The sequence below is a fragment of the Microbacterium sp. NIBRBAC000506063 genome (assembly GCF_017968845.1).
GTDB lineage: Bacteria > Actinomycetota > Actinomycetes > Actinomycetales > Microbacteriaceae > Microbacterium.
Genome location: NZ_CP072876.1, coordinates 2,407,019 through 2,428,824, shown reverse-complemented (window position 1 = coordinate 2,428,824; position 21,806 = coordinate 2,407,019). Strand labels below are relative to the sequence as shown.

At 69.4% G+C, this 21,806-nt stretch carries 19 protein-coding genes and 4 pseudogenes; 8 read left to right on the top strand and 15 right to left on the bottom strand.

The window, feature by feature from the left end; genetic code table 11:
- The first annotated feature begins 255 nt into the window (after window positions 1–255).
- Together KAE78_RS13720 and glgB are read left to right on the top strand one after the other, a co-directional pair.
- Window positions 256–2,322 (top strand): annotated as a pseudogene (locus tag KAE78_RS13720) (alpha-1,4-glucan--maltose-1-phosphate maltosyltransferase).
- Window positions 2,319–4,532 (top strand): 1,4-alpha-glucan branching protein GlgB, encoded by a 2,214-nt coding sequence (gene glgB / locus KAE78_RS13715; RefSeq protein ID WP_223171217.1) that lies wholly within the window; start codon window positions 2,319–2,321, stop codon window positions 4,530–4,532. Before KAE78_RS13720 ends, glgB begins: the two are co-directional and overlap by 4 nt.
- A gap of 165 nt (window positions 4,533–4,697) precedes the next feature.
- Here glgB and KAE78_RS13710 read toward each other — a convergent pair whose 3' ends face one another.
- Together KAE78_RS13710 and KAE78_RS13705 are read right to left on the bottom strand one after the other, a co-directional pair.
- The gene (locus tag KAE78_RS13710; protein ID WP_223171216.1) at window positions 4,698–5,627 is read right to left on the bottom strand and encodes a tetratricopeptide repeat protein; all 930 of its coding nucleotides are present in this window, start codon (window positions 5,625–5,627) and stop codon (window positions 4,698–4,700) included.
- Complete coding sequence (locus KAE78_RS13705) at window positions 5,624–7,450, bottom strand: glycosyl transferase (RefSeq protein WP_223171215.1); 1,827 nt, start codon at window positions 7,448–7,450, stop codon at window positions 5,624–5,626. The genes KAE78_RS13710 and KAE78_RS13705 overlap by 4 nt, the downstream gene beginning before the upstream one ends.
- A 176-nt stretch (window positions 7,451–7,626) precedes the next feature.
- Between KAE78_RS13705 and KAE78_RS13700 the strand changes: the two are divergent.
- A pseudogene (locus tag KAE78_RS13700) lies at window positions 7,627–8,675 on the top strand (AI-2E family transporter).
- Here KAE78_RS13700 and KAE78_RS13695 read toward each other — a convergent pair.
- The 9 genes and pseudogenes from KAE78_RS13695 to rpsB form a co-directional block, all read right to left on the bottom strand.
- Window positions 8,650–9,387: an alpha/beta hydrolase gene (locus KAE78_RS13695; RefSeq protein ID WP_223171214.1), complete on the bottom strand. Its 738-nt coding sequence runs from the start codon at window positions 9,385–9,387 to the stop codon at window positions 8,650–8,652. The pseudogene KAE78_RS13700 and the gene KAE78_RS13695 overlap by 26 nt on opposite strands.
- Entirely contained in the window at window positions 9,384–9,671 is a 288-nt protein-coding gene (locus tag KAE78_RS13690; protein WP_223171213.1) for a hypothetical protein, read from the bottom strand. Before KAE78_RS13690 ends, KAE78_RS13695 begins: the two co-directional genes overlap by 4 nt.
- A 106-nt stretch (window positions 9,672–9,777) precedes the next feature.
- Window positions 9,778–10,257: a transglycosylase SLT domain-containing protein gene (locus tag KAE78_RS13685; protein ID WP_223171212.1), complete on the bottom strand. Its 480-nt coding sequence runs from the start codon at window positions 10,255–10,257 to the stop codon at window positions 9,778–9,780.
- 154 nt (window positions 10,258–10,411) lie between these two features.
- Window positions 10,412–10,897 (bottom strand): DivIVA domain-containing protein, encoded by a 486-nt coding sequence (locus KAE78_RS13680; protein WP_262927678.1) that lies wholly within the window; start codon window positions 10,895–10,897, stop codon window positions 10,412–10,414.
- Between the two features lie 124 nt (window positions 10,898–11,021).
- A complete protein-coding gene (locus KAE78_RS13675; RefSeq protein WP_411155956.1) occupies window positions 11,022–12,035 on the bottom strand; it encodes a phosphatidate cytidylyltransferase in 1,014 nt (337 codons plus the stop codon).
- Window positions 12,036–12,040: 5 nt separating this feature from the next.
- On the bottom strand, window positions 12,041–12,595 hold the full coding sequence (gene frr / locus KAE78_RS13670; RefSeq protein WP_223171211.1) for a ribosome recycling factor: 555 nt from the start codon (window positions 12,593–12,595) through the stop codon (window positions 12,041–12,043).
- Window positions 12,596–12,666: 71 nt separating this feature from the next.
- Window positions 12,667–13,382, bottom strand: a pseudogene (gene pyrH / locus KAE78_RS13665) (UMP kinase).
- A gap of 92 nt (window positions 13,383–13,474) precedes the next feature.
- Window positions 13,475–14,302, bottom strand: coding sequence for a translation elongation factor Ts (tsf, locus tag KAE78_RS13660; RefSeq protein ID WP_223171210.1), 828 nt, complete (start codon window positions 14,300–14,302; stop codon window positions 13,475–13,477).
- The gene (rpsB, locus tag KAE78_RS13655; RefSeq protein ID WP_223171209.1) at window positions 14,262–15,239 is read right to left on the bottom strand and encodes a 30S ribosomal protein S2; all 978 of its coding nucleotides are present in this window, start codon (window positions 15,237–15,239) and stop codon (window positions 14,262–14,264) included. Before rpsB ends, tsf begins: the two co-directional genes overlap by 41 nt.
- A gap of 228 nt (window positions 15,240–15,467) precedes the next feature.
- Between rpsB and KAE78_RS13650 the strand changes: the two genes are divergently transcribed.
- Entirely contained in the window at window positions 15,468–15,851 is a 384-nt protein-coding gene (locus KAE78_RS13650) for a hypothetical protein (protein WP_223171208.1), read from the top strand.
- Window positions 15,852–15,874: 23 nt separating this feature from the next.
- Window positions 15,875–16,087 (top strand): M23 family metallopeptidase, encoded by a 213-nt coding sequence (locus KAE78_RS13645; protein WP_223171207.1) that lies wholly within the window; start codon window positions 15,875–15,877, stop codon window positions 16,085–16,087.
- A gap of 5 nt (window positions 16,088–16,092) precedes the next feature.
- Here KAE78_RS13645 and KAE78_RS18890 read toward each other — a convergent pair.
- From KAE78_RS18890 to KAE78_RS13620, 4 genes and pseudogenes are all read right to left on the bottom strand, one after another.
- A pseudogene (locus KAE78_RS18890) lies at window positions 16,093–16,994 on the bottom strand (tyrosine-type recombinase/integrase).
- 117 nt (window positions 16,995–17,111) lie between these two features.
- On the bottom strand, window positions 17,112–17,618 hold the full coding sequence (locus tag KAE78_RS13630; RefSeq protein ID WP_223171206.1) for a hypothetical protein: 507 nt from the start codon (window positions 17,616–17,618) through the stop codon (window positions 17,112–17,114).
- Between the two features lie 139 nt (window positions 17,619–17,757).
- Entirely contained in the window at window positions 17,758–18,225 is a 468-nt protein-coding gene (locus KAE78_RS13625) for a hypothetical protein (protein WP_223171205.1), read from the bottom strand.
- 55 nt (window positions 18,226–18,280) lie between these two features.
- Window positions 18,281–19,258: a phosphotransferase gene (locus tag KAE78_RS13620; RefSeq protein WP_223171204.1), complete on the bottom strand. Its 978-nt coding sequence runs from the start codon at window positions 19,256–19,258 to the stop codon at window positions 18,281–18,283.
- Window positions 19,259–19,883: 625 nt separating this feature from the next.
- Between KAE78_RS13620 and KAE78_RS13615 the strand changes: the two genes are divergently transcribed.
- The 3 genes from KAE78_RS13615 to KAE78_RS13605 are packed head-to-tail and all read left to right on the top strand — an operon-like array spanning window position 19,884 to window position 21,726.
- Window positions 19,884–20,060, top strand: a complete 177-nt coding sequence (locus KAE78_RS13615) for a hypothetical protein (RefSeq protein ID WP_223171203.1) — start codon at window positions 19,884–19,886, stop codon at window positions 20,058–20,060.
- Window positions 20,057–21,217, top strand: coding sequence for a sensor histidine kinase (locus tag KAE78_RS13610; protein WP_223171202.1), 1,161 nt, complete (start codon window positions 20,057–20,059; stop codon window positions 21,215–21,217). Before KAE78_RS13615 ends, KAE78_RS13610 begins: the two co-directional genes overlap by 4 nt.
- The gene (locus KAE78_RS13605) at window positions 21,106–21,726 is read left to right on the top strand and encodes a response regulator transcription factor (RefSeq protein WP_223172498.1); all 621 of its coding nucleotides are present in this window, start codon (window positions 21,106–21,108) and stop codon (window positions 21,724–21,726) included. Before KAE78_RS13610 ends, KAE78_RS13605 begins: the two co-directional genes overlap by 112 nt.
- The last annotated feature ends 80 nt before the right edge of the window (window positions 21,727–21,806 follow it).

Genomic DNA, 21,806 nt, shown 5'->3' with positions numbered 1-21,806 from the left:
CCGACGCACGCGCCTGCCACTACCCTCCACCGCCGTACCGCCCTTCTCCGAATCCCGCATCGAACTCGAACAGGTTCGCATATCCAGAACTACTCCCCGTCATCCTCCTCCCGAGGAGGCGAGTCATGTGATCGAATCCAGGCTCCCCTCCACCGCCAGGCTCCCTCAGTTCCGCCAGCATAGACATTTGCCGGGTATCCGATGCAAGCATCTCATCATCCACCACAAGCCCTTCCGGAGCGGTACATTCAGAGTGTGGCTGCACGCGCTGAGAAGGTATCGGGGGCTCTGCGGAGCCCGACGCAGATTCCGTGGCGAGAGTCTCGTCCGGAACAGGGAGCAGGCACGCGCACCGGCCGCATCCCGCTCGCCGATCCACGGCCTCAGGCGCCCGGAGGCTTCGCCCCCAAGGCGTTCGCGGGCGAGGTCGTGCCCTTCCGCGTGGTCGCATTCCGCGAGGGCATGATCGCATCGGGGCGCACCTGCGCCTGACCTCCCCGCGGGAGACGAAAGCCTGCACCGCCTCACGCCCCTGGCCGATGGCACCGACCGCTGGGAGGCGCAGATCGCCCTCGACGAGACCGGCCGCTGGAGCTACCGCTTCGAGGCCTTCGCCGACGACTTCGCGACCTGGGCGCACGCGGCCTCCGTCAAGATCGCGGCCGGGGTCGACGTCGCGGTCATGACCGCGCTGGGCGTCGAACTGCTCACGCGGGCGGCGACAGAGGAAGACCGGCCCGCCGCCGAGCGCAAGCGCCTGCGCGCCACCGCCAAGGATCTGAAGAAGGCGGATGCCGTCGGCGCCCTCGCTACGGCATCCGACCCCGCGCTGGCAGCGCTCTTCGCCGCACGTCCGCTGTCGTCGTTGCAGAGCGAGACCTCGGACTTCACGATCCTCGTCGAGCGCGAGCGTGCCGGCGTCGGCGCCTGGTACGAGTTCTTCCCGCGCTCTGAGGGCGCGAAGCAGCGCAAGGACGGCACCATCGTCAGCGGCACCTTCCGCACCGCGACCAAGCGTCTTCCTGCCGTCGCCGACATGGGCTTCGACGTGCTCTACCTGCCTCCGATCCATCCCATCGGGCGCACGCACCGCAAGGGCCCGAACAACACGCTCAAGGCCGGCCCGCAGGATCCCGGCTCCCCCTGGGCTATCGGCGCCGCCGAGGGCGGGCACGACGCCGTTCACCCCGACCTCGGCACCCTGGCCGACTTCCGTGCCTTCCTGCGGGCCGCGAAGAAGGCGGGCATCGAGGTCGCGCTCGATCTCGCCCTCCAGGCCTCGCCCGACCACCCCTGGGTCACCGAGCACCCCGAATGGTTCACGACCCTGCCCGACGGCACGATCGCCTACGCGGAGAACCCGCCGAAGAAGTACCAGGACATCTACCCCCTCAACTTCGACGGCGACCCCGACGGCCTCTACGCCGAGGTGCTACGCATCGTGCGGCACTGGGTCGCGCAGGGCGTGCGCATCTTCCGCGTCGACAATCCGCACACCAAGCCCCTGCAGTTCTGGGAGTGGCTCATCGCCGAGGTGAACGCCGAGCACCCCGACGTCGTCTTCCTCGCCGAGGCGTTCACCCGCCCCGCCCCCTGCAGGGCCTCGCCGCCGCCGGCTTTCAGCAGAGCTACACCTACTTCACCTGGCGCAACACCAAGGCCGAGCTCGAGGAGTTCCTCACCGGGCTCGCCGACGACACCGCCGACTTCCTGCGCCCGAACCTGTTCGTGAACACCCCCGACATCCTCACCGAGTACCTGCAGTTCGGCGGGCGGGCCGCCTACAAGATCCGTGCGGCCATCGCGGCCACAGCGGCGCCGACCTACGGCGTGTACGCGGGGTACGAGCTGTTCGAGAACATCGCCCGGCCCGGCTCCGAGGAGAACATCGACAACGAGAAATACGAGTACAAGCTGCGCGACTTCGCCGGTACCGAGAAGCGCGGCGAGTCGCTCGCCCCCTACCTGCGGATGCTCAACCGCATCCGACGAGAGCACCCCGCCCTGCGCCAGTTGCGCAACTTCTCCGTGCACTGGAGCGACGACGACGCGATCCTCGTCTACTCCAAGCATCTCGACGCCGACTTCACCGGCACAGGCCGCCCCGACACGATCCTCGTGGTCGCCAACGTCGACCCGCACTCGGTCCGCGCGACCACCGTGCACCTCGACACGCGCGTCTGGGGCGTCGAGCCCGGAGACCCCTTCGAAGTGGAAGACCTCGTGACCGGCGAAACCTGGACGTGGACCGATCACAACTACGTGCGCCTCGACGCCTTCGTCGAGCCGGTGCACATCCTGAGGGTGAAGGAGGCATCATGAACACTCCGAATCCCGCCGCCGAGCAGCTCGGTGACGGAGCGTGGACAGCGGTCGCCGAAGGCGCCCATCATGATCCGCACGTGCTGCTCGGTGCGCACAAGGAGACGGATGCCGCCGGCCGCACCATCACCACGATCCGTGCCCGCAGGCCCCTGGCCGCCACCGTCACCGCGGCCTTCGCCGATGGGACGCGGCTCCCGCTCGTGCATGTCGCCGACGGCATATGGCAGGCCGTCCATCCCGGGCCGCCCAAGGTCTACCGCATCACCGCCACCTACGACGAAGGCTCCGAGTGGACCGCCGGCGACCCCTACCGGCACGAACCGACCATCGGCGAGCTCGACCTGCACCTGATCTCCGAGGGTCGCCACGAGCAGCTGTGGCGGGTGCTGGGCGCGCATCCGCGCGCGGTCGGCGGCGAGACCGGCACGTCCTTCGCCGTCTGGGCGCCGAATGCCCAGGCCGTGCGCGTCGTGGGCGACCACAACGACTGGAACGGCGAAGGGCACGCGATGCGCTCCATGGGCGCGAGCGGCGTCTGGGAGCTGTTCATCCCCGGCGTCGGGCTCGGGGCCCGGTACAAGTACGAGATCCTCACGCGCGGCGGCCGCTGGGTCGTCAAGGCCGACCCGATGGCGCAGGAGGCGCAGACCCCGCCGGAGACGGCATCCGTCGTCACCCGTTCCGCCTACGCCTGGGGCGACGGCGGATGGATGACCAAACGCGCCGCGACCGGCGCCCACGCCCAGCCGATGTCGATCTACGAGCTGCACCTGGGGTCGTGGCGCGGCGGCCTCGGCTACCGTGAGATCGCCGACCCCCTCATCGAGCACGTGACGGCCACGGGCTTCACCCATGTGGAGTTCATGCCGCTGGCCGAGCACCCCTTCGGCGGCTCATGGGGGTACCAGGTCAGCGGCTACTACGCCCCCACGCGGCGCTTCGGCTCACCGGACGATCTGCGCTACCTCGTCGACCGACTGCACCAGGCCGGCATCGGCGTGATCCTCGACTGGGTGCCCGGGCACTTCCCGCGCGACGAGTTCGCCCTCGCCCGCTTCGACGGCGAACCGCTCTACGAGCACCCCGACCCCCGCCGCGGCGAGCACCGCGACTGGGGCACGCTGATCTTCGACTACGGACGCCCCGAGGTGCGCGGATTCCTCGTGGCCAACGCCCTGTACTGGCTCGAAGAGTTCCACTTCGACGGCCTGCGCGTGGACGCCGTCGCCTCCATGCTCTACCTCGACTACTCGCGTGAGCCCGGCGAGTGGGAGCCCAACATCCACGGCGGCCGCGAGAACCTCGAGGCCATCCGCTTCCTGCAGGAGGTCAACGCGACCGTCTACCGCACGCATCCGGGCGTGACGATGATCGCCGAGGAGTCCACGAGCTTCCCCGGTGTCACCGAGCGCACCGAGCACGCCGGACTCGGCTTCGGGTTCAAGTGGAACATGGGCTGGATGAACGACTCCCTCACCTACATCCAGCGCGATCCGATCCACCGCTCGCATCACGAGGGCGAGATCACGTTCTCGTTCGTGTACTCGTTCAGCGAGAACTACGTCCTGCCCATCAGTCACGACGAGGTCGTGCACGGCAAGGGCAGCCTCCTGTCGAAGATGCCCGGCGACCACGATCGCAAGCTCGCCAACGCGCGCGCCTACCTCGGCTTCATGTGGGGGCACCCGGGCAAGAAGCTGCTGTTCATGGGTCAGGAGTTCGGGCAGCTGGCCGAGTGGGCCGAGTCCCGCGAACTGGACTGGTACCTGCGCGAGCAGCCCAGCCATCAGCAGCTCGAGAGGCTCGTGGGCGACCTGAACCGCATCTACCGGGCACAGGCTCCGCTCTGGGAGCGCGACGGCGACGGTACGTCCCTCTCGCGTATCGGCGGGCCCGCCTGGGATCCGAACATCGTCGCCTTCGTCCGCCGCGACAGCCACGGCGGCACGGTGCTGGTCGTCTCGCACTTCGCCGACACGGTGCGCAGCGGCGTCGAGCTCGACCTGCCGTTGCCGGGCGTGTGGGAGGAGATCCTGAACACGGATGCCGCAAGCTACGGCGGACGCGACGACGGCAATCTCGGCATCGTCGTCGCACACGATCACGGGGATCACCACCACCGCGCGCGCGTCACCGTCCCGGCGCTGTCGACGCTGTGGTTCCGGCATCAGCCGGAGGCGCACATCCCGTCGCCGATCTCGGGGTGAGGTCTGTTCCGGTGGCGGGCCTACCGGTCGACCGGCGGAGCGACATACGTGGTGACGTGTCCGCGACCCGGACCAGGGCGTTTCGACGCGGGCGCGCTTCGCGCCCCCTTGCTCAACGTTGACCCGAGCCGCATCAACGCGCTACGCGCATTGACCCGTCTCGCGTCAAAAGAGCAGGGAGGCGAGGCGGGTGCGGGCCGCGGCGACCCGCGGGTCGGCATCGCCGACGAGGCCGAACAGCTCCACGAGCCGCTCGCGCACGGGTGCGCGCTCGTCGGCGGGCAGCGCCGCGAAGAGGTCGAGCAGCCGTCCGAAGGCGTCGTCGACATGCCCACCGCTGATGTCGAGATCGGCGACGAGGAACTGCGCCTCGACGTCGGTGGGCTTCTCCGCCGCCGCAGCACGCGCCGCCTGCAGGTCTGCCCCCTGCACGCGCAGCAGCAGCTTCACCTGGCCGAGACCGGCACGGGCGTCCTCGTCACGAGGGTTCTCCGCCAGGGCCTTCTCGTAGGCCGCGACGGCGCGGGCGTAGTCACCTGACTCGATCGCCGCGTAGGCCTCGGCGTGCAGCGGAGGAAGCGGCGCCTCCTCCGGCACCTCTGCGGCCGCATCCGACTCTCCCGCATCGACGGTGCCGGTCACGCCGTGCTGAGCCGCCAGCTCCAGCAGCTTCGCGAAGACCTCCCGCACCTGCTCTTCAGGGACCGCTCCGGTGAACATCGGCACCGGCTGGCCGGCGATGAGCGCGATCACCATCGGGATCGACTGCGCATTGAACGCTTGCTGCAGCTGCGGGTTCGCATCGACGTCGACCTTGGCGAGCACGACACGGCCGCCGAGCTCACGGACGACCTTCTCCAGCACGGGGCTCAGCTGCTTGCAGGGACCGCACCACTCCGCCCAGAGATCCACGACGACCGGGACGCGGCGGGAGAGCTCGAGGTACTCGCCGAAGCTCGCGTCGGTGACGTCGACGACGACACCGGATGCCGCGCCCCCGCCCGCCGGAGCCGCAGGATCCGCCGCAGCCGGACGATTGCGCAGAGAGGACAGGTCCACAGCGCCACGCAGCGCCGCAGGAGAGATGTCGTTCACTTGATCACCGCCACGGAGAGAAGGGTCTGATGTGCTGCGAGAAGCTTGATCGGCTCGGTGGAGCCCTGGCTGGGCACCGAGAAGAACAGCTGCATGCTGTAGCGGGTCTCCACACCCTTGGATGCTTCGGAGACACCCGTCAGCGCTTCAGCCTCGGCGTTGTCGCCGAGCTTGATGACGGCATCCGACGATGTCGGCGTGACCCTCTCGGTGTCGACGAGGTCCACAGCGACGATCGCGCCGCTGTCGAGCGTGCCGAGCGAGACGGGTGTGCTCTTGGTCGTCTTCGTGGAGAACGCCACCTTGGACGTCTTCGCCGCCCCGTGATCGGCCAGCGCCTTCACGACGCTCTCGCGGCTCTCCTGCACGGATGCAGCCAGCGCCTGAGCCGCCTCATCGAAGGCATCGTAGTGAACACTGTCCTCGCCCTTGTCGATGACGTCCGCGAACGCCGCGTCGACCTCTTCGGGCGCGACCGAGAGGAACGGCGACGCCGGCGGGATCAGCTGGGTGCCCAACCATGCCGGAGCCAGGTCCGGAAGCTCGGCGGCCGGCTGCATGTCGGCGAAGTAGGTGAGCTTGTACGGCTCCCACGGACTCTCCTGGACCATCGTGAAGATCACGAGCTTCGACGATTCCTCGTCTTCCGCCGCCGTGTCCTCCGACAGGATGAGCACGGTGCGCGGCCAGCCGTCGTAGGCCTGCGGCAGCAGGATGTTGACCTTCTCGGTCGGGATCGCTGCCGGCACCTCGCGGTCGTCGATCTTGCCGCGGAGCCGGTAGTCGGTCCTCCGCTCGGCCAGCGGAGTGCCCGACATCCGGGTGGCGAGCAGATCGGCATCGCGCTCCTCGTCGGCCTCGGCGATCGTCGCCGCGAGGCGCTGCAGGATACGGGTCGCCTGCGACTCGGTCACGGCAGGAGCCTGCTGGTTCTCCGGCGCGATGACGGTCTCGGTCGGCGTCGGGGTCGGCGACTCCGTCAACTGCGGCCAGGAGTCGGCGGAACAGCCGGCCAGGAGCGCGACGGACAGTCCGAGCGCCGGAACAGCCAGACGCAGACGGCGGCGCTGCGTCGTGCCGCGACCAATGGCCGCGCGCTCGCTCGCGGGGATCGCCACCGTCTCGATCGGCTCGGTCGGCGGCAGCGGGCCGGGGCCCTTGCGCCTCGGACCGCGACCGCGACGCTGGTGCCGGATCGCGAGGATGTACAGGACGATGCCGAGCGCCATCAGCAGGCCGCCACCCACCATGAGCGGACCGGCCAGCGGTGTGGAGTTGTCCAGCGGCCAGGACACGGCGATGTCGGTCGGGGCGTCTTCGACGCCGTCACGCGCGATGAGCACGCTCATGCCCTCGGGAAGCTGCATGTCCGCGATCAGCGCGTCCTCGTCGGTGAACTCGTCGAGCCACAGATCCGACCCCGCCGGATCCCTTCCGGGCTTGCCCGGCTCCGCGGACTCCTCCGCGGCATCCGATGCCTCCTCGGCCTCGGGGACGAGCACCGGCGCGACGGCCTCGACGACGATCTCGCCCTCGTCATCGACGGTGATCGCGTTGTACGAGGCGTCGGCGAGCCAGGACTGCAGGTCGGGGGTGCGCCCATAGGCGGCGAAGATCTCGCCCTCTCCGCGCACGAGAAGCGTCTGAGCGCCGGCCTGCGTGCGCAGCACGGCACCGTCGACCAGCGTGTACGCCTCGGGCTGCGCGACGCTCAGCGTGGTCTGCTGGGTCTTGGGTCCGATGAAGACGGTGCGCTGGGCGATGCCCGCACCGATCAAGAGCGTGGCAAGCACGAAGGCCAGCACGGCCCACACGAATCGCACGAATCAACTCCTCCGTGATCTCGGCAGACGGCCGCAGATCTCCGTTCGACATTTCAGACTAGCGAATCGTCCTGTGTGTTGCCCGGATGCACACGTCTCCGCCGCTCCTCGGCGACGCGCACCGGCTCCCGGGGCTGTCGTCGCTACGCTGGAGGAAGCGAGCCCCGAGGAGTGCCATGAAGATCCACAGTCCCTTCCGCACGGCGCTCGTCGCAACGCTCGGCGTCGGCGTCGGCATCCTCATCATCACCGGGATCGAGAGCCTCTCCACCGTCCTGCTCTACGTCGGCACCGCCCTCTTCCTGAGCCTCGGCCTCGACCCCGCCATCCGCTGGCTCGAGCGGCGCAAGGTGCCGCGCTGGGCGGCCGTGCTCGTCACGATCCTCGCACTCCTGCTCGTCTTCGCCGGCATCATCTCGATCGTGCTGCCCCTGATCATCGGCCAGGTCGCCCAGCTCGTCGATCAGATCACCCGCTTCGTCAACCGCCCCACCCTGGTCACCGACGTCCAGGAGCGGCTCGGCGAGCTCTTCCCGAGCCTGGACACCGAGCGCGTCGTACTGGAGGCGCAGGACTGGCTGCTGGCGAACCTCGGGTCCATCGGCACCGGCCTCCTCAACGCCGGGATCCTGGCCGCCACCGGCCTCTTCGGCGCCTTCATCGTCCTCATCCTGACGATCTACCTGACCGCGTCCACCCCTCGCTCAAACGCGCCGTGTACGCGCTCGTCCCCGCGTCCAAGCGCGACCGCTTCATCGATCTCGCCGAGCAGATCACCGATTCGGTCGGCTACTACGTGCTCGGGCAGCTCAGTCTCGGCGTGATCAACGGCGTGCTGAGCGCGATCTACCTGTCGATCATCGGCGCGCCGTTCCCGATCGTGCTCGCCGTCATCGCCTTCTTCTTCTCCCTCATCCCGCTCGTCGGCACCCTCACGGGCTCGACCCTCATCGTGCTCGTCTGCCTCATCCCCGGGCTCGGCTCGCCCGGCGTCGCACTGGCGGCGGGGATCTACTATCTCGTCTACATGCAGATCGAGGCCTACTTCATCTCCCCGCGCATCATGAGCAGGGCCGTCTCGGTGCCGGGCGCGGTCATCGTCGTCGCCGCGCTGTCCGGTGGTGCGCTGCTCGGGCTGCTCGGGGCGCTCATCGCGATCCCGGTCGCCGCGAGCCTGCTGATCATCTACCGTCAGGTGATCATTCCGCAGCAGAACGAGCGCTGACCGGCCACTCGGTCGGCAGCGGGAGCGCATCGGCGTTGATCGCCGCGACGATCTCGGTGAGCACGCGCCGGGTCTGACTCTCGCCCACCCACAGGTGCTTCCCGCCCTCGATCGCGATGAGCCGGGCGTCGGGGATCGAGGCGAAGCGCTCCGTGGCCTCCGTGGGACGGAGGTAGTCGTCGTGCTCCGGGATGAGGCAGATCACACTGCGCGGATCCTCCGCCCACGCTGCCACCTCGTCCTCGGTCGCCCGATGCAGCGGCGGGGAGAGCAGGATCACTCCCTCGATGTCGTGCTCCAGACCGTACTTCAGCGCCAGTTCGGTGCCGAACGACCACCCGACCAGCCACGGGCGGGGAAGGCCGCGCTCCTGCACGAACGCCATCGCCGCCTCGACGTCGAAACGCTCCCCCACACCACCCTCGAAAGAGCCCTCGCTGGTCCCCCGCGCCGAGGTCGTCCCCCGGGTGTTGAAACGGAGCACCGCCAGATCGGCGAGGGCGGGCAGACGGGCCGCCGCCTTGCGGAGGATGTGCGAGTCCATGAATCCGCCCGCCGTCGGCAGCGGATGCAGCGTCACGAGCGTCGCGACGGGGTCGGAGGCCTCCGGCAGGGCGAGCTCGCCGACGAGCGTCAGCCCGTCGGCGGTGTGCAGTTCGATGTCCTCCCGGCGGGCCGGCAGCAGGAGCGGCCCGCGGATCTGGACCGTCATCCGATCCTCCAGCAGTGCGAGTGCCAGTGCCGCCGAGCCGCGAGGTCGGCCTGATCGCCGAGCACACCGTCCGCGCGCCAGGTGACGACGTGCGCGACGCCCGGAGAGATGACCTGGCCGCATCCGGGGCAGAGGTACTCCTTCTGCGCCTGCTGGCCCGTGACCGGCTGCACCATCCACTCCTGACCGCGACGCACCTCCGAGCGCTTCCAGCCCGCGAGCATGCGTTCGAAGGAGTCGTTGTCGCGCGACGGTTCCGGCCGGCGTCGATGTGAACGAGGCATGAGAGTCGGGAGAGCCCTTACCACCAGTGGTTGCGGACCCAGAAGGCGTAGGCCTTCTCCCAGCTGCCGTAGCGTCCCTTCGCGTAGCCGTTCGCCCAGCGCAGGTTCACAACCGGGTCGTAGGCGTTCGCGAGCTTGGAGCAGGGTAGACCTGCACGAGCCCGCAGGCGCCCGAACTGCGGTTGGTCGCGTTGGGGTTCCAGCCACTCTCGCGCCGCACGATGTAGTCGACGTAGGCGCGATCGGACTCGGCGATTCCTGCGGCTGCCATCCACTCCGCCGGAGCGCCGCCGCCGGTGTACCGCGGCGGACCGCTGACCGCTGCCGCAGCCGTCTGTGCCTGCGCCTGCGGCGTGGGCGTCGGCTTGGGTGTGACGTACACGGTGAACGCGCCGCGTTCGACCGGGGTGAAGGCCTCGCCGGACTCCTCATCGACCGTGATGCTCTGCGCATCGGCGAGGACGAGGTTGAAGGCGCCTTCGGCGGCATCCGCCTCCACGACGGGAGCCTCTGCCAGCGCGACCGCCGTCGGAGAGAGGACGGCGGCGGTGAGGCCGACCGCGCCCAGAAGCGCGAGCGTGCTCATCAGCGCGCTGCGCCTCGGACGACGCGGCGCAGCCGTTCGCCCGGCGGGGACGCTGATCGCCGGGAGTTCGGAAATCCCGGCGGGAGTGATCTCTTGACCCATCGACACAGTGCAGACAGTCTACCCAGCCTCGCTGAGACTCGCATGAACGAGCTCAGCGCACGGCCAGGATGACCTCCACGGTGGCGTCGAGGAGTGCATCCACCTGTTCCTCGCGGTACCCGCGCCGCTGCATGCGGAAGGCCGCGGAACGCACCTGCTCGGGAGTGAGCGGCTCGCCGTCGCGCAGGTAACGCGTGATGAGGTCAGCCACGTGATCGACCTCCGCGACGCGATAGCCGAAGGTGAGCAGGCCCGTTCGCGCGAAGCGGTGCTTGCGCGGCCGGGCGAGGTGGTCGAGGACCTCCTGGGCGAGTCCCCGGGCCTCGGTGACCCACTCCTCCCGACCCCGGGCGGCGATGGCGCGGTCGCGCTCGCGTCCGGCGAAGGCGTCCTCGAGCCGCCCGAGTGCGCGATCCACCGCCTCGATCTCGTAGCCGTTCCGACCGAGCGGGAAAGAGGCCTCGCGGATGTGCGCCGAGGTCACCGCGTCGTCATCGCGTTCGAAGCTCTCGCGGGCGCCGGCGAGGAACGCGTCCACGGCCGCGCGGTGATACCCGCGCGTGCGACCCTTCACCAGCGGAAACGCAGGGGAGCCTCGCGCACCTCCGGTTTAGCAGGAGCAGCGTCATCGGATTCATCATGAGCGAAGATCTCGGTCGTCATCAGGCGCCCGTCCAGAGGGGTAGCAGGTGGTAGAGGCACAGCGCTGCCGCAGCCGAGGGAAGGATGCTGTCGAGCCGGTCGAGGACGCCGCCGTGACCCGGCAGCCAGGAGCTCATGTCCTTGATGCCCAGATCACGCTTGAGCATCGACTCGGCGAGGTCGCCCAGCGTCGCCGTCAGCAGGATCACGACACCGAAGATCGGTCCCGCCCACCAGGGCAGCCCCAGCATGAACACCGCGATCAGCGTCGCAGCGACCCCCGAGACCACCAGGGCGCCAGCAAAGCCCTCCCACGTCTTCTTGGGGCTGATCCGCGGCGCCATCGGATGCTTGCCGAACATGAGCCCCGACGCGTATGCGCCCGTGTCGGCGGCGACGACCACCACGACGAAGCCCAGCAGCCACCATTCGCCGCCGTCCTCCTTCAGGAGGAGCACTGCCATGCTCGCCAGGAACGGCACGTAGATCTGGATCAGGGCGCTGCTGAGGACATCCGAGAGCACATCGCCGTAGGTGCGCCCGTCTGCAGCGAGCATCTGCGCCAGCATCCGCCACACGATCACGAGCACGACGGCGGCGAAGAGCGCCACCCAGAAGAGCCAGAGCTCCGCGAAGTAGGCCGTCAGGACGAGGAGAACCGCCGCGATGATCTGCGGCACGGTATCGATGTGGCGACCGCCCGCACGCAGGGCACGGCAGAGCTCGTAGGTTCCCAGCAGCACGATGGCGAGGGCGATCGGGAGGAAGAGCCACTTGACGAAGACGAGGGAGGAGACCACCACGGCCCCCAGGCCCACGCCGATGAGGATCGCGACGATCAGATCCCTGCCCGTGCGCTCCTTGATGCGCTCGTTCGCCTCTTCCAGCTGATCCCGCGCATGCGAGACATGCTGCCCGAACTCTCCCCGCAGCTCTTCGAAGTCCCCGCGCAGCTCCTCGCGCTTGCTGCGCCAGTGCTCTCGCAGATCGGGGTGTTCGCCGGCGTCGGAGTCGCCGTCATGCGGGTCGGTCACGGTGCTCAGACCTCGAGGAGCTCGGCCTCTTTGCGCTTGAGCGCGTCGTCGACCTGGTCGACGTGCTGGCGGGTCAGGGCGTCGAGCTCCTTCTCCCCGCGGGCGACCTCGTCCTCGCCGACCTCGGCTTTGAGCGCGTCGAGCTGATCCTTGGACTTGCGTCGGATGCCGCGCAGCTGCACCTTCGCGTCCTCGCCCTTGGAGCGCACGAGCTTGACGTACTCCTTGCGGCGCTCCTCGGTCAGCTCCGGCATCGTCACCCGCACGACGTTGCCGTCGTTCGTCGGGTTCGCGCCCAGGTTCGGCATGTCGCGGATCGCCTGCTCGACGGCCTTCAGCGCCGACTTGTCGTAGGGCGTGACGATCAGCATGCGCGCCTCCGGGTTCGCGAGCGAGGCGAGCTGTGCCAGCGGTGTCGGGGACCCGTAGTAGTCGACCATGACCTTCTGGAACAGCTGCGGGTTCGCGCGGCCGCTGCGCACCGTCGCGAAGTCCTCCTTCGCGGCTTCGACCGCCCGGGCCATGCGGGTGGTGGTTTCAGCGAGGATATCCGCGATCACGGTGACTCCAATCGTCAGGGTGGGTCAAGTCTATCGGGGAGCGTGCGGAGAGCCGTGCTCCCACACCTGGCTCAGGCCGAGACCAGGGTGCCGATGTGCTCGCCCAGCAGCGCCTTGGTGATGTTGCCGGCCGGCTCCATGCCGAACACCCGCATGTCCATGGCGTTGTCCATGCACAGGCTGAACGCCGTGGAGTCCACGACCTTGAGCCCGCGCTGCAGCGCATCGCGGTAGGTGACGGTGTCGAAACGGGTGGCCGTGGCATCCGTGCGAGGATCGGCGTCGTAGACGCCGTCGACGCCGTTCTTGGCCACGAGGACCTCGTGCGCCCGGATCTCCAGGGCCCGCTGCGCTGCGACCGTGTCGGTCGAGAAGTACGGAAGACCTGCACCGGCGCCGAAGACGACGACGCGTCCCTTCTCCATGTGCCGCTCGGCGCGCAGCGGGATGTAGGGCTCGGCGACCTGGGTCATCGCGATAGCCGACTGCACCCGCGTCGGGGCGCCGGCCTGCTCGAGGAAGTCCTGCAGGGCGAGGGCGTTCATGACGGTGCCCAGCATGCCCATGTAGTCCGCCCGGCCGCGGTCCATGCCGCGCTGGCTGAGCTCGGCCCCGCGGAAGAAGTTGCCGCCGCCGACGACCACGGCGATCTCCACCTGCTCGACGGCGGCCGCGATCTCGCGGGCGATCTCGCTGACGACGTCGGGGTTCACCCCGAGCTGCCCCCGCCGAAGGCCTCGCCGGAGAGCTTGAGCAGGACGCGACGGCGACCGGTGCGTGCAGACATGTGTGGGTTCCTCTCGTCCCGAATCAAGATACTGCCTCGTGGGCATGAAAAAGGGGGTTCGGACCGGTGAGATCCGAACCCCCTCGTGCGAGCTAGGCGCCGACCTTGAAGCGCGCGAAGTCCGTCACGGTGATACCGGCGTCCTTCGCCACCTGGGCGACGGAGAGCTTGCTGTCCTTGGCGTAGTCCTGCTCGAGGAGCGCGACCTGCTTGAAGAAGGCGGTGACCCGGCCCTCGACGATCTTCGGCAGCGCAGCCTCGGGCTTGCCCTCGTTGCGCGAGATCTCGGTGACGATCTCCCGCTCCTTCTCGACGTCCTCCGCCGGCACGTCCTCACGGGTGAGGTACGACGGGTTGGCGAACGAGATGTGCTGGGCGATGCTGCGCGCGGTCTCGGCGTCGTCACCCGAGTAGGCGACGACGACGCCGATCTGCGGCGGCAGGTCCTTGCTGGTGCGGTGCAGGTAGACCTCGAGGTTGTCACCGGTCAGGGTGCGCGCACGGCGAAGCTCGATCTTCTCACCGATGATCGCGGCCTCGTCCGAGATGAGCTGCTCGACGGTCTGCGAGCCGGCCGGAGCCGCCAGAGCAGCCTCGACCGAGTCGGCGGATGCCGCGGCGACCGCGTCGGCGACCTTGTCGGCCAGCGCGATGAAGCGCTCGTTCTTGGCGACGAAGTCGGTCTCGCAGGCGAGCTCGATGAGCGTGACGCCGGCGCCGTGCTCACGAGCGGCGACGAGGCCCTCGCTGGTGGAACGGTCAGCGCGCTTCGCGTTGCCCTTCGCACCCTTCAGGCGCAGGATCTCGACGGCCTTCTCGAGGTCGCCCTCGGCCTCCTCGAGCGCCTTCTTCGTGTCGACCATTCCGGTCCCGAGCTGCTCACGCAGCGCCTTGATGTCGGCGATGGTGAAGTTTGCCATGTTGTGGCGGCTCCTTGCTTGGTGTGTGTACGAGTGTGTGACCAGTGTTACTTGGACTCTGCGGGAGCCTCGGCCTCGGCGGCCGGCTCTGCGGGGCTTCCTCTGCCGGAGCCTCAGCGGCTTCGACGGGCGCCTCGGCGACCTCTGCGGCGGCTTCAGCGGGCGCCTCGGCGGCGGCCTCAGCACCGCCCTCGAGCAGTTCGCGCTCCCACTCGGCCAGGGGCTCTGCGTCGCCGGCCTCGGGGTTGTGCTTCTGCTGCAGGCCCTCGGCGGCGGCGTCGGCGATGATGCGCGTCAGCAGCGACACCGAGCGGATGGCGTCGTCGTTGCCGGGGATCGGGTACTGGAAGTCGTCGGGGTCGGCGTTCGTGTCGAGGATGCCGATGACGGGGATGCCCAGCTTCTTGGCCTCGTCGATGGCGAGGTGCTCACGCTTGGCGTCGACGACCCACAGGGCCGACGGGGTCTTGGTCAGGTTGCGGATACCGCCGAGCGACTTGTGCAGCTTGTCGAGCTCGCGCTTCTTCAGCAGCAGCTCCTTCTTGGTGAAGCCGCTCTCCGCCGGGTTCTCGTAGTCGAGCTCCTCGAGCTCCTTCATGCGAGCCAGACGCTTCGAGACCGTCTGGAAGTTCGTCAGGAGCCCGCCCAGCCAGCGCTGATTCACGTAGGGCTGGCCGACGCGCGTGGCCTGCTCGGCGAGGATCTCCTGTGCCTGCTTCTTGGTGCCGACGAAGAGGATGGTGCCACCGCGGGCGACCGTCTCCTTGACGAAGTCGTAGGCCTGGTCGATGTAGGCCAGCGACTGCTGCAGGTCGATGATGTGGATGCCGCTGCGCTCTGTGAGGATGAAGCGCTTGACCTTCGGGTTCCACCGGCGGGTCTGGTGTCCGAAGTGGACGCCGCTGTCGAGCAGCTGGCGAATGGTGACGACGGCCATGGCCGTTCTCCTTTTCTCGGCGCTGTGCGCCAACTCGGTTTGCTACCGGCGGATGCCGGCAATCCTGGTGCCCGGCGCACACCCCCGCCCGCTCTTCCGAGCGGGACCGGTGGGAGTGCCGTGGCCACGACCGAAGTCGCTGTGGGCACGCGTAGTCACCCCGTTTCCGAGGTGCGACCTCCAGTGTAACAGGATCCGGCCCGCGACCTCTTCTGCACAGCGGGGCGGATGCCGGAAGTTGTTCCCGAGCGCGCACCGGCGACGCTTCCGGCGAACGAGACCTGCGAGAGTGCGGAGATGCGCACGCCTCTGACCGTCCGTCTGCTCGCCGGTGCGGTGCTGTGCGGCCTGCTGCTCGCGTCGGCGCCGACCGTCTCGCAGGCCGCGGAGCGGTCGCCCACGGCATCCGACGCTCTCTCGCCGCCGAGCGACGAGTGGACCTGGCCGGTCGAAGGCGCCCGGGTCCTGCTCGAGCCGTTCCGCGCGCCCGAGCACGCCTGGTCGGCGGGACATCGGGGCATCGACGTCGCCGCCGCGATCGGCATACCCGTGCGCTCCCCGCGCCCGGCACGGTCGCCTTCCGCGGTGTCGTCGTCGACCGCCCGCTCCTGACGATCGCGCACGCCGGCGGTCTCGTGACCACCCTCGAGCCCGTCGACTCCGATCTCGAACCCGGTGACGCCGTCGAGGCGGGCGCGATCGTCGGCATGCTCGCGACCGGCGGGCACACGGCATCCGGAGCCCTGCATCTGGGCGTGCGCTGGCACGGTGCCTACATCAACCCGATGCTCCTGTTCGGGGGTGTGCCCCGCGCGGTGCTGCTGCCCTGCTGCGCTCCGCTCCCCTGAGGTGCTCAGGCACGCGGGTGGGCGAGCTTGTACGTCGTGGTGAGACGCTCGGCCGACACATGCGTGTAGATCTGGGTCGTGCCCAGACTCGCGTGCCCGAGGATCTCCTGGACCGCACGCAGATCCGCCTGGCCGTCGAGCAGGTGCGTCGCGGCCGTGTGCCGAAGAGTGTGCGGCCCGACCGTCGCACTGCCGACGACCGGGCCGAGCGCACGGGCGACCAGGTCGTAGACGACCCTCGACCCGAGACCGCCCCCTCGCACCCCAGGAACAGCGCCGAGGTCGACAGCTCGCTGCGCGCTGCCAGCGCCGGACGGGCCCGCACCAGGTAGGCGGCGACCGCGTCCCGGGCGGGAATTCCGAAGGGAACGACACGCTCCTTCGACCCCTTGCCCATCACCCGCGCGGTCGCCCGATCCAGATCGATGTCGTCGATCGCGAGGCCGCACAGCTCGGAGACGCGCATTCCGGCCCCGTACAGCAGCTCCAGCACCGCGTGGTCGCGCAGCGCGACCGGATCCCCCTCGGATGCCGCCCGCTTCCGCTCGTCCAGAAGTCCGCTCATCGCATCGCGCGAGACGACTGCGGGGAGGCTGCGTCCGCGCTTGGGCGTCACCAGCCGGAGGCTGGGATCGGCGCCCACCATGCCCTCGTCCTTCGCCCAGGAGAAGAAGGACCGCGCCGCGGCCGCCCGTCTCGCCAGAGTCGCCTTGGCATCCCCGCGCTGCGTCGCACGCCAGAGCCAGGTGCGAAGACCCTCGAGGTCGACGGCATCGAGGCGAGGGTCGTCGAGAGCGTCGGCGAGATCGCGCAGATCCGATCGATACGCCCGCACCGTGGCGGGCGAGAGCCGGCGCACCCGCTCCAGGTGCGTCGTGAACGCCTCTGCCGCCGCCGAGATCCGCATGTCACCAGCTTCTCGCCCGATGCGGCGTCCGTGTGGATGCCTCGCCGGGATTCCCCGGGCAGGCCGAAGGCCCCGACATGTGCCGGGGCCTTCGGGGTGCGGTCTGCTGCCGTCGGGTCAGTCGGACCACGCGGACGCGACCGAGTCCGGGGAGTCGGCGCTCGGAGCGGAGGCCGGGCTCGGGCGCGAGGGCGCGCTGTAGGAGGGAGCGCTGTACGACGGGGCGCTGTACTGCTTCTTCTTCGTCGCCGTCGCCTTCTTCGAGCTGTCGCTCGACTTCTTCGACACGGCAGGAGCCGAGGCCGCGCTGGCGACCGACCTGGCGCTCGGCGCCGACTGCCTCGACACCGCCGACACCGCCGACTGCGCGGTCGGCGCAGTCACGACGCTGATCGACGAGCCCGTGTCGCGCAGCTGCACCGTGGTGCCGTCGATCACCGACTTGCCGTTCGTGATCGTGCTCCCGGGGACGACCGTGCCGTCCTGCGTGCGCAGGTCCATGCTGCTCGCCGCCGCGGTGGCACCGCCTGCCACCACACCGAGCCCCACGACGCCGGTGATGCCGTATGCGATCCACTTCTTCTTGTCCATGATGTCCTCCTGCTTGACTGGGAATATCTCCATGCTTCCGGCCGCGGCTAAGGCCAATCCAAAGAGCCGGTGAGAGCGTTCTTAGGCATCCGACCCGGTTCCGCGCCATGCGAACACGACGAAGGCCCCGAGGGGATCGGGGCCTTCGCTGCGCGGTACCAATCTGTGGGGATCAGTCGGATCCCGCGGATGCGGCCGAGTCGGCGCTGGGGGCGGAGGGCGGGCTCGGACGTGAGGGGGCGCTGTACGAGGAGGCGCTGTTCTGCTTCTTCTTCGTGCTCTTCGTGGTGGTGGACTTGGGCGTCGAGACCGTGGACTTCTTCGAGACCGCGGGAGCGGAGGCGGCGCTGGCGACCGACTTGGCGCTCGGCGCCGAGACCTTTGTCACCGCCGACTGCTTCGAGACTGCCGACTGCGTGGTCGGCGCGGTCACGACGCTGATGGAGGAGCCCGTGTCGCGCAGCTGCACGTTCGTGCCGTCGATCACCGACTTCCGATCCGTGATCGCCCCTCCGGGGACGACCGTGCCGTCCTGCGTGTGCAGGCTCATGCTGCTCGCCGCTGCGGTCGCGCCGCCGGCGATCACACCGAGACCCACGACACCGGTGATGCCGTACGCGACCCACTTCTTCCTGTCCATGGCGTCCTCCTGGTGCTGGTGATCGTTCGGGATGCTCTCATCCTCTCCGCCGCTGCTAAGAGCAATCCAAAGAGTTCATGAGAGCATTCTTAGGAATCCGTGACGACGCGCCCCTGCGAGGGAGCCCGCCGTCCAGCACGGTGCGGGCGACACCGAGCAGCGTCTGCGCGCGAACCGGATCGCCGGCGTCCGAGGCTCCGATCGCGTGACCGACGAGGTGCGTCGCCGTCAGCGCCCGCACCCCCGGCTCCTCGTCCCACCGCGTCTGCGCGGCGTCGGCGAGGGCCCAGACGCGCGCGTCGTTCGGCTGGGAGGTGAGCAGCGCGCTGGCGATCGCGTGGGCGATGAACGCCGCGGCGTCTTCGGCGGGCAGCCCGGTGCCGGCCGTGTCCGCGTCGATGACCGCGCTGATCGTGCCGTCCTCCGCGAGAAAGAGCTGACCGAAATGCAGGTCCCCGTGCACCGCGACGACCTCGGCATCGGGTGCCGGCATGACCGCGCGGATGCGATCGCTCAACCCGACGGCACCGGGGAGTCCGGACGCGAGCCGCTCGTACCAGTCCTGCCGCACCGCGACCCCGCGCACCGGGCGCGGAAGCGATGCCCCACGGATCCGGGCACGGAGACGGTCGACCTCGTCGAGCAGCGCCCCCGCCCGCCACTCGACGTCGGTGGCCGGCGTTCCGCTGGCCGTCTCGAGCACGATGAGACCCTCTGCCGACCACCCGAGGACTGCGGGGCCGGGCACACCGGCGGCCGCCAGCGCCGCATGCGCCTCGACCGTGCGTTCGATGCGGGAGGGACGCACGACCTTCAGCCAGACCGTTCCGGCATCCGTCCGCACCCGCAGAACGCCCCGTCGACCGGGCCGGTACGCGACGAAGGCCGGAGCCTCCTGCGCGGTCAGGCCGAGTCGCGCCAGGAGCGACTCCGCCGCGTGATCGAAGGCCACCGGCGCCAGCGCCGGAAGATGCGGGTCGGCCGGATGCAGCCAGATGCGCGCCTCCGGGCTCTCCGGGGTGCCCCGCAGCATCCCCGTCTCCACGCGCACGCGCAGTCCCGAGGTGTCGACGAAATAGAGAAGGTCCGCCTCCTCCCCGGAGCGCGGACGTCGATGCCGACGACCGAGCCGTCGCCGAGGGGCTCGCGCGAGTGCATCGCGAGTTGCGCGGGCGAGACGTCCAGAGCTTCGGCGAGCAGCGTCGCCTCTGCGGGCAGTTCGGAGCCTTCCATCCCTCGATTGCATCACGCCGCGCCGCCCCACGGCATGAGATGTCTCTTAGGTTGAGGCGCCGCGCGCGACGGCACGACGATACTGGAGACGTGACCAGCTCTCCGGATACCGCGCGTCGGCGTCGCCTGACCATCTCGGTGCGCACTCGCATCGTCGCGGTGATCACGCTCGTCGCCGCCCTCGGACTGGTGGCGGTGGGCGTCTCGGTCTACCTCGTCGAACGCCAGCGGATCCTCGAGCAGATCGACGTGCGGCTTCGCGCGAACCTGGATTCCGCGCGCTTCCTGGTGGTCGAGGGCAATCCCGACGGGGGCGCCTGGCCCAGCAGCACTGACGCGCTCTCCGCCGTCGTGCAGCGGATGAGCCCCGACGACAACACCGGAGCCATGGGCATGGCCGAAGGAAGCATCATCCGGGCCCCGGCGTGCGGCTGGACGTCGATCTCGAGAGGGAGGGCGTGTTCGCCCAGGCCGTCCAGAGCCAGCTCGACCAGCGCACCCCCGTCGCGCCCATCATCGGAACGTACGCCACCGACGACGCCGTCTGGCGATATCTGGCCGCCCCCATTCAGATCGAGGGCTCCCCGACCCCGCCGAGGTGACCTTCGTGATGGTCTACGACGTGCGGGCGGAGCTTGCGGAGATCAACGCGGCCGGGCGCGCCTTCCTCATCGCCTCCGCGCTCACCCTGCTCGTGATCGCCGCGACCGGGACGATCGTCGCCACCCGGCTCCTGCGGCCGCTGCGTCAGATACGGGAGACCGCGGAACGCATCACGGGCCAGTCGCTCGGCGAAAGACTGCCGGTCGTCGGCAATGACGACGTGGCCGACCTCTCCGAGACCATGAACGACATGCTCGATCGCCTCGACGATGCCCTGGACTCTCAGCGAACGCTGCTCAGCGACGTCGGGCACGAACTCAAGACGCCGATCACGATCGTGCGCGGGCACCTGGAGGTGATGGACCCGGCCGACGCCGACGACGCCCGCGAGACGCAGCTCCTCGCCATCGACGAGCTGGATCGGATGGACCGACTCGTACAGGACCTCGCCGCGGCCGCCGCGCTGCACGGACCGACGCCGGTGCAGCGGCTGCCTATCGATGCCGCCGACCTCCTCGAGCAGATCACTCGCAAGGCGGAGGGGATCGTCGGCAGCGAGGTCGTCCGCGGCGCGACCGCGCATGTCGTCGCCTCGCTCGACGCTTCCCGGATCACGCAGGCGATGCTGCAGCTGGCGCAGAACGCGGTGACCCACGGGGGTGGCCGGCTGGAGATCGGAAGCGATGTCGACGGCGAGTCGCTGCTGCTCTGGGTACGTGACTTCGGACCCGGAGTGCCGGATGCCGACAAAGCCCTGGTCTTCGAGCGCTTCCATCGCGGCACGACGGCGGACGGTCCTACGGGCAGCGGTCTCGGTCTGAACATCGCCCAGGTGATCGCGCGCGCCCACGGCGGTCGGATCTCCGTCGAGGATGCTCCCGGCGGTGGCGCACGCTTCGTCATCCGCGTGCCGCGAGGGGTGACCGCCCTGCCGGCGGATGTCGTGATCCCTCCTCGACCACCGCTGCCCCGATGCCGACGCCCGCGGAAAGCAAGGAGGAGTGAGTCATGCCGTCGATCCTCATCGCCGATGACGAGCCGCGCATCTCCGGATTCATCGAGAAAGGGCTGCGCGCCGCCGGGTTCGCCACGCGTGTCGCCGCGACCGGTCCGGATGCACTCGCTCTTGCCCAGACGGATGAGTTCGATCTCATGATCCTCGACGTCAACCTCCCCGGTTTCGACGGTTTCCATGTGCTCGAGCAGCTGCGCGGCTCCGGTTCCCGACTGCCGGTCATCATGCTGACGGCGCGCGTCGAGCTGCATGACACGATCACCGGGCTCGAGGGCGGCGCCGACGACTATCTCGGCAAGCCCTTCCGCTTCGACGAGCTGCTCGCCCGCATCCGAATCCGGATGCGGCGTGACGAACCCGCGGCCGCGCCGGAGCTCTCGCACGGCGATCTGCATCTGGACATCCGCAGCCGCAAGGCCCGCGTGGGCGATCACGCGGTGGAGCTGTCGGCCAGGGAGTTCGCCCTCGCGGAGGAGCTCATCAGGCACGCCGGTCAGGTGCTCAGCCGAGAACAGCTGCTGAGCCGGGTGTGGGGCTACGACTTCGACCCCGGATCCAACGTCGCCGACGTCTACATCGGCTACCTGCGGCAGAAGATCGGCTCCGACCGCATCGAGACCGTCCGCGGCGTCGGCTACCGCCTCGTCTGAGCCGATCGGCCCTTCCTGCGGCGGCCCTCGCGGTGGGAGGATGGCGCCAAACGGCATCGAGAGCCTCAGAGCGGAGAGAC